6 protein-coding genes are annotated in these 6663 nt (G+C 70.1%); 1 reads left to right on the top strand and 5 read right to left on the bottom strand.

Translation table 11 applies throughout. From position 1 onward, the window contains the following. Positions 1-16: 16 nt before the first annotated feature. From N542_RS0113475 to N542_RS0113485, 3 genes are read right to left on the bottom strand one after another with little or no spacing between them, the layout of a single operon-like run. Positions 17-853 (bottom strand): carbohydrate ABC transporter permease, encoded by an 837-nt coding sequence (locus N542_RS0113475; RefSeq protein ID WP_028644365.1) that lies wholly within the window; start codon positions 851-853, stop codon positions 17-19. 6 nt (positions 854-859) lie between these two features. Next, a complete protein-coding gene (locus tag N542_RS0113480) occupies positions 860-1840 on the bottom strand; it encodes a carbohydrate ABC transporter permease (protein ID WP_036507763.1) in 981 nt (326 codons plus the stop codon). Between the two features lie 19 nt (positions 1841-1859). Next, a complete protein-coding gene (locus tag N542_RS0113485; protein ID WP_028644367.1) occupies positions 1860-3149 on the bottom strand; it encodes an ABC transporter substrate-binding protein in 1290 nt (429 codons plus the stop codon). A 211-nt stretch (positions 3150-3360) separates the two neighbouring features. Between N542_RS0113485 and N542_RS24840 the strand changes: the two genes are divergently transcribed. Then, the gene (locus N542_RS24840; protein ID WP_051551745.1) at positions 3361-4224 is read left to right on the top strand and encodes a phosphatase PAP2 family protein; all 864 of its coding nucleotides are present in this window, start codon (positions 3361-3363) and stop codon (positions 4222-4224) included. Here the strand turns inward: N542_RS24840 and fadD8 are convergent. Both fadD8 and N542_RS0113500 read right to left on the bottom strand, forming a co-directional pair. Then, positions 4144-5763 (bottom strand): fatty-acid--CoA ligase FadD8, encoded by a 1620-nt coding sequence (gene fadD8 / locus N542_RS0113495; RefSeq protein ID WP_028644368.1) that lies wholly within the window; start codon positions 5761-5763, stop codon positions 4144-4146. The genes N542_RS24840 and fadD8 overlap by 81 nt on opposite strands. A gap of 39 nt (positions 5764-5802) precedes the next feature. Then, a complete protein-coding gene (locus N542_RS0113500; RefSeq protein WP_036507766.1) occupies positions 5803-6579 on the bottom strand; it encodes an NAD(P)-binding domain-containing protein in 777 nt (258 codons plus the stop codon). Positions 6580-6663: the final 84 nt, after the last annotated feature.

A 6663-nucleotide genomic window follows, 5' to 3' on the forward strand; every position in this document is an offset into this window, starting at 1 on the left:
ACCTTCACCGGATCCGTCATCCCTTCACCGCGCCCTGCAGACCACTGACGATGCGACGCTGCATCGCGAGGAAGAGGATCAGCGCGGGGATCATCGCGAGCGTGGTGAACGCGAGCACGCCAGCCGTGTCGGAGGAGTGCTCGCTCGAGTAGTCGGCCACGCCCAGCGGCAGCGTACGCATGTCGTCCTGCAGCAGCAGCAGGGGCAGCAGGTAGGCGTTCCACGACGCGACGAAGGCCAGCACGCCGACCGTGACCAGTGCCGGCACCGAGAGCGGGAGCACCAGGCGCCAGAAGATCCCGACGCGAGACGCGCCGTCGATCAGCGCCGCCTCCTCGAGCTCACGCGGGATCGCCATCAGGAAGGGCCTCAGGATGACCACCGTGATCGGCAGCGCGAACGCCGCCTGCGGGAGCGCGACGCCCCACCAGGTGTTGGCCAGGTGCAGGTCCTGCGAGACCAGGATGAAGAGCGGGATGATCGCCACGGCCGCCGGGAAGAGCAGGCCGAGCACGAACACCATGAAGAGCGGCTCGCGGCCACGGAACTGGTAGCGGGCGAGCGGGTACGCCGCCATCACGCCGAAGAGCACGGCGACCACCGTCGTCACCAGCGCGACGATGGAGGAGTTCAGCGCGTAGCGCCAGAAGGCGTCGTTGCTCAGCACCGCGGTGTAGTTGGAGAAGACCCACGGGTCGGGCAGCCCCGAGGGGTCCCGCGCCAGCTGCTCGTTGGTGCGGAAGCCGCCGAGGGCGCCGTACACGACCGGGCCCAGCGTGATGATCACGGCGACCAGTGCGAGCAGGTAGACCAGCGGGCCGCCGGAGCCGAAGGGCCTCGCGCGTCGGGTCATGTCCCGTCACCTCTCCACGGTGGTGTCGCGCCGGAGCACGAGCACCTGGTAGACCAGCGCCATCAGGAAGCCGATGGCGAAGAGGACCACCGACGCCGCACCGGCGATGCCGTAGTTGTGCCGGCCGGTGCCCTGGTTGATCAGGTACGTCGCCATCGTCGTCGTCGCGTTGGCCGGGCCGCCGCCGGTCAGGATCCAGACCATGTCGAAGAGCTGCAGCGAGCCGATCATCGACAGGAAGCACCAGGTGCGGATGGTCGGACCGAGCAGCGGGATCGCGATCCGCCGCTGCACCTGCCACCAGCTCGCCCCGTCGAGCTGGGCGGCCTCGTACAGGTCGGTCGGCACGCCCTGCAGCCCGGCCAGGAAGAGCAGGATCGCCAGCCCGAGGTACTTCCAGGTCAGCACCACGAAGACCGTGCCGAGCGCCAGGCTCGGCGTGCCGAGGAAGCCCTGCTCGGGAGGGGTGAGGCCGATCCCCCGGATCAGCCCGTCGATGACGCCGGACTCCGGCTGCAGCAGCTGGTACCAGACCACGCCCGCGATGACCTCGGCCACGACGTACGGCACGAAGACGATGGTGCGGAGCAGGCCCCGCCCGCGGATCCGCCGGTCCAGCAGAAGCGCCACCGCCAGGCCCAGCGGCAGCTGGATGAGGATCGAGGCGAAGACGATGATGAAGTTGTGCGTGACCGCGCCCGTGAAGACCTCGTCGGTGAGGACGTAGCGGTAGTTGTCCATCCCGATGAAGTCGTCCATCGGGCCGAAGCCCTTCCAGCGGTAGAACGACATCCGGACCGCGGAGACCACCGGCCACACGACGAAGACCGCCATCAGCGCCAGCGCCGGCGTCACGAAGAACGCGACCTCCAGCCGCTGTCGCCACCCGGACCCGGCGGCCCGGGAGGCCACCCGGCGCACGTCGCGCCGGGTGGCCTCCTCGAGGGGTGCGGACGTCGGGGAGGTGACGACGTCCTGCTCTGTCACGCTCAGCTCACCGCTCCCGTCACTTCTCGGCGTCCGCTGCCTGCTGGGTCGCGTCCACGACGTCCTCCGGCGACGCCTTGTCCGCGAAGAGCAGCGCGATCTCGTCGTTCATGGCACCGCCGACCGAGGCGCCGAAGGCGGTGTCGAAGTAGAGCTGGACGTACGGCGCGTCGTCGCGCACCGCGAGCAGCTGGGCGAGGGCCGGGTCCTTGACCGCGCTGTTGGCTGCGGGGTTGGTCGGCAGGCCCATGTCGTTCTCGGCGAAGCCGGTCTGCACCTGGTCCGAGAGCAGGTACTTCACGAAGTCGACGGCCGCGTCGGGCGCCTTCTCCGAGACCGCCCAGGCGTCGCCGCCGCCAAGGGCGTCCTTCGGGTCGCCCTGCCCGCCCTCGACGGCCGGGAAGGGGAACCAGCCGGTCTTGTCGCCGAGACCCTTGCCGTCGTCGGTGAGACCCTGCATGACGCCGGGCTCCCAGTGGCCCTGCATCTCCATCGCGACCTTGCCGGTGGCGAGCAGGCCGGACGCGGAGGTCGCACCCTCCTGGGCCTTGGTGGTCAGGAAGCCCTTGTTGAACGGCTCGGTCTTCAAGATGTCCTGGACGGCCTCGCCGGCCTTGACGAAGCACGGGTCGGAGAAGTCCAGGCTCGTGACCGCATCCTTGAGGACGTCCTCAGGGCACGACCGCAGCGCCGTGTAGTACCAGTAGTGGGCGGCCGGCCACTTGTCACCGGCGCCGACCGACAGGGGCGTGATGCCCGCGTCCTTGAGCTTGGCGACGTCGTCGGACCACTCGGCCATCGTCGTGGGCGGCGCGGTGATCCCGGCCTGCTCGAAGAGGTCGGTGTTGTACCAGACGCCGACCACGCCGAGGGAGAACGGAAGGGCGTAGGTCTTGCCGTCGATCTGCCAGCCGGCGACCGAGCCGCCGATCGTGGAGATCTCGTCGGAGGCGTCGTCGGACAGGTCGCGCACCATGCCCGCGTCGACGTGGTCGGCCAGCTCGCCGCCACCACGCTCCATGTAGACGTCCGGGATGTCGCCGCTCTGGAACGCCGCGTCCAGCTTGTCGACCATGTCCTCGTGGGCCATGGCGCTGATCTTGATCTTCACGCCCGGGTGGTCGCCCTCGTAGTCCTCGGCGACCTGCTCGTAGTAGCCCATGCCGGGCTCGTTGTTGGAGTTGTGCCACCACGTCACGGTCGTGGTGCCACCGCTCTCCTCCGACGAGTCGTCGCTGCCACACGCCGCGAACGCCAATACGCCGGCACAGAGCGCGGCGAGCGCCGCGCTGCGAGTCTTCGACCTCATAGGTAACCCTTCCGTTCGGCGTACGCCGGGTGCGACGTACGTCACACATGACGGGAAAGGTGTCACTCGGCAGGAGCGGTGTCAATCGTTGTCGATAACGTTTTCCATCATTCCGATGTTTTCGAAACAAAGTCCTGCTCAGCCCTGCCGCGCAGCGCGCTTCCGGGCGTACCACGTCCGCAACGGGGGCTGCGCCTGACACAATCACCCGGTGCCGTGGCCGACCTGGGATCAAGCTGCGATCGCAGCCGTGCTCAGCGGCCTGGTCTGGCTGGTCGTCCACTTCTGGCGCACGCCGATCAGCCGGCACGTCGCACCGGTCGCTGCCGAGTTCGCCCTGATCGCCGCCCTCTACTCGCTGTGGCGGCTCGCCCGGATGCTGCCGATCGCGTCCACGCACGGAGCGATCCAGCGCGCGCACGACATCGCGTCGTTCCAGGACGCGCTGCACCTGCCCTCCGAGCTGACGCTGCAGCGCTTCGTGATGGAGCACGAGAGGCTCGCCGACCTGACGACCTGGTACTACGCCTCGGTCCACGTCCCCGCGCTGCTGGCCTTCCTGGTGTGGCTGTTCTTCCGGCACCGCGACAAGTACCCGCACTGGCGCAACGGCCTCGCGCTGGTGACGGCCTGCTGCCTGTGGATCCGCTTCATCCGGGTCGCTCCCCCGCGCTTCCTGCCCGACCTGGGGTACGTCGACCTGTCGCACCACTTCGGGCCGTCGGTCTACAGCGCGGACCCGACGACCGGCGTCTCCGACCAGTTCGCGGCGATGCCGTCGATCCACGTGGCCTGGGCCGCGGTGGTGTCCTTCGGCATCGTCGCGTGCAGCACCAGCCGCTGGCGCTGGATCTTCCTCCTGCACGTGGTGCTGACCATGCTCGTCGTGTCGGCCACCGGCAACCACTGGTGGCTGGACGGGATCGTCGCGATCGGCCTCCTCGCCGGGTCGCTCGCGGCCGACACCGCAGTCCGGAGCTACGTCCGGCGGCGATCAGCCGACGGCGCGGTCCCCGGTCCAGAACTGGGCCCGGAGGGCCTTCTTGTCCGGCTTCCCGAGGCCGGTCAGCGGTAGCGCCTCGGCCACGATCACGTGCTTGGGCGACTGCACCGAGCCCTTGCGCGCCTTGACCATCTCCTGGATCTCGGCCGTCATCGTGGCGATCGACTCCTCGTCCCGCGGCGCGTCGGCCCGCAGGACGACGATCGCGGTGACCGCCTCGCCGAACTTCTCGTGCGGGGTGCCGATGACGCCGACCTGGGCGATCGCGGGGTGCTCGGCGACGACGTCCTCGACCTCGCGCGGGAAGACGTTGAACCCACCCGTGACGATCATGTCCTTGGTGCGGTCGACGATGTACCAGAAGCCGTCCTCGTCCTCGCGCGCCACGTCGCCGGTGTGCATCCAGCCGTCACGGAAGGTCTCGGCGGTCTCGTCCGGAAGGTTCCAGTACCCGCCGGCCAGCAGCGGCCCGGCGACGCAGATCTCCCCCGGCTCACCCACCGGCACGGGCTGACCGTCCTCGCCGAGCAGCGCCGTACGCGCGAAGGCGGAGGGTCGGCCGCAGGAGGCCAGGCGCCGCTCGTCGCCGCCCGGCGCCAGCGCCTCGGCGTGGTCCGCACGCGACATGTAGCTGATCGCCATCGGGGCCTCGGACTGCCCGTAGTACTGCGCGAAGATCGGCTCGAACCGCTCGATGGCCTCCCTGAGCCGCACCGGGTTGATCGCGGACGCGCCGTAGTAGACGGTCTCCAGCGACGACAGGTCCCGCGTGCGCGAGTCGGGGTGGTCCATCAGCGCGTAGAGCATCGACGGCACCAGCATGGTCGCCGTGATCTGCTGCTCCTCGATGGTGCGCAGCACCTCGGCCGGGTCGAACTTCGCCAGCACGTAGAGGCAGCCGCCCTTGAGGACCGTCGGCACGAAGAACGCCGCGCCCGCGTGCGACAGCGGCGTACACATCAAGAAGCGCGGCGACTCCGGCCACTCCCACTCCGACATCTGGATCTGGGTCATCGTGTTCATCTGCCGCGACAGGCCGATGACGCCCTTCGGCTTGCCCGTCGTGCCGCCGGTGTAGGTGATGGACACGATGTGGTCGGGGTCGAGGGTGACGGCCTGCAGCGGCTCCGGGTCGTACGCCGCTGCCGCTGCCGCCAGGTCGTGCCCGACGTGGCTGAGCTCCTCCGGCACCGGCCCGATGGTGAGCACCTTCTCGAGCTTGGGGCACTTCTCGAGCAGCCCCAGGACGCGCTCGACGAACATCGGGACCGGGTCGATCGTGATGGACGTGATCTCCGCGTCGTTGATGACGTAGGCGTGGTCGTCGAGCGAGCCGAGCGGGTGCAGCGACGTGCGCCGGTGGCCCTGGGTCTGACCGGCGCCGAGGATGAAGAGCACCTCGGGACGGTTGAGCGCGAGCAGCGCGCCCGCGGTCCCGCGACCGGCGCCGAGCGACTCGAAGGCCTGGATGTACTGGCTGATCCGCTCCGCGGTCTGCCCGCCGGTCAGCGTCGTGTCACCGAGGTACATCACCGGCTTGTGCTGGTGCCGCTTCAGAGCGGCCACCATCAGGTGGCCGTTGTGGGTGCCGACTCGCATGTCATCCGTCATGCGCCCGAGACTAGAACGTGTTCTACGTACGGGCAATGCTCAGTCGGCGCTGCCGACGAGACGGACGAGGATCGCGTCCAGCCCGTCGCGGACGGCGTCGTACACCCCGGCCGCGCCGAGGTCGCGCGCGAACTGCTCGTTGAGCCCGCCCGGTGTCGCGTGCGCGTCGGCCAGCGCCGCGAAGTCCGGGTCCGGTGCACCCAGCTCGCCCGCCAGGGCCGCGAACGTCGCGGCCACGTAGCGTCGCGCGCCGTCCTCCGGGATGCCGCGCGAGCCGAGCCAGCCGGCGACCGCGCCGAGGTAGCCGAAGTACGCCGCCACCGTCGCCGAGGCCGCGGCGATCGACTCGAACGCCAGCTCGTCGTCGACGACGAGACTCCCCCCGAGCCGTCCGAAGAGCTCCTCGACCGCCGCCCCACCGGGGTGCACCGGGGTCACGCTGTCCCGGGTCGCCACGGCCGGCAGGGGGACGCTGCGCGCGACCTGGCTCGCCGGCGCGACGACCTGACGCAGGTGCGCGACGTCGATGCCGGCGACCGCGCTCACCACGGCCTGGTCCGGGCGGAACGTCAGGCCCGACACCACCTCGGCGGCGTTGCCCGGCAGCAGGCAGACGACGACCACGTCGGCCGCGTCCACGACCGCCTGGTTGTCGGTCGCGACCCGCACCGTCGGGAACCGTCCGGCCAGCTCGGCCGAGCGCTCGGCGTTGCGCGGCGAGAGGACCACCTCGGGCGCGTCACCGACCCCGTCGCACCACCCCACGACCATGGCCGCTGCGATCGACCCCACCCCGATGACGCCATAGCTACTCACCGCGCAACTCTCCCACCCCACCCGGAGCCCTGCCGTCGCTGCGGGGGTTTCGAGACGGGCCTGGCGGCCCTCCTCAACCACCGG

Source organism: Nocardioides sp. URHA0020 (assembly GCF_000620705.1).
GTDB lineage: Bacteria > Actinomycetota > Actinomycetes > Propionibacteriales > Nocardioidaceae > Nocardioides.